The organism is Bacillus cereus group sp. BceL291 (assembly GCF_051776705.1).
Lineage (GTDB): Bacteria > Bacillota > Bacilli > Bacillales > Bacillaceae_G > Bacillus_A > Bacillus_A cereus.
On record NZ_JBPWAP010000234.1, the window covers coordinates 1 to 646 of the forward strand.

The window sequence follows — 646 nt, forward strand, 5'->3', positions numbered from 1 at the left end:
GAATCGAAAGATTCATAAAAAACGTCATCCTTTCTAGTTAGCTTTTTAGAAAGAATAACGTTTTTTTACACTTGGGGGTAGTCTAGATTCTTAAGTTGATGGGCATGTGGTGCCACCCACAATTCCTCTTTCATACCTTTCAATGTATTTATCCAAATTGAATATTCATTGAAATCATTAATAATTTTATTTTCTCCCATCATCCAATTCTCCATTCTAATATTAGATTCTTATAAATTATAACATCAATCTACATGAAACAGAACAAAAGTTCTACTGGAGAAGTAAACAATAATTCACTATATCCTTTTATATAAGTTCAAATAATGGCTCACTCCCATATATTTTGTCCCTTTCACAAATCCACTCGAAGTATAAAATTTGTCACCCTGTACTGTATCTGTATTTAAAACAACAATATTAAAATGTTTTTTCGCATCGTTTATAATTCTCACTAATAATAACCTCCCTAATCCTTTCCTTCGGTATTTTTTTGCAATATAAAATCTCCTTATCCTACCAATCTTATTGTTTATTTATAAATGCTAACTTAAATATGTACATTAACGCTTGAATAAATATGTACATTTTCAATTGGATTCTCCATACTGACTCTGAGGTGGTTAGTATGTATATTAAGCTAGAT

At 29.3% G+C, this 646-nt stretch carries 2 pseudogenes; both read right to left on the bottom strand.

Annotated elements, in window-relative coordinates:
• Window positions 1-107: 107 nt before the first annotated feature.
• Window positions 108-215 (bottom strand): annotated as a pseudogene (locus ACS2CR_RS34335) (DinB family protein); the annotation flags it as partial.
• A gap of 84 nt (window positions 216-299) precedes the next feature.
• A pseudogene (locus tag ACS2CR_RS34340) lies at window positions 300-533 on the bottom strand (GNAT family N-acetyltransferase); the annotation flags it as partial.
• Window positions 534-646: the final 113 nt, after the last annotated feature.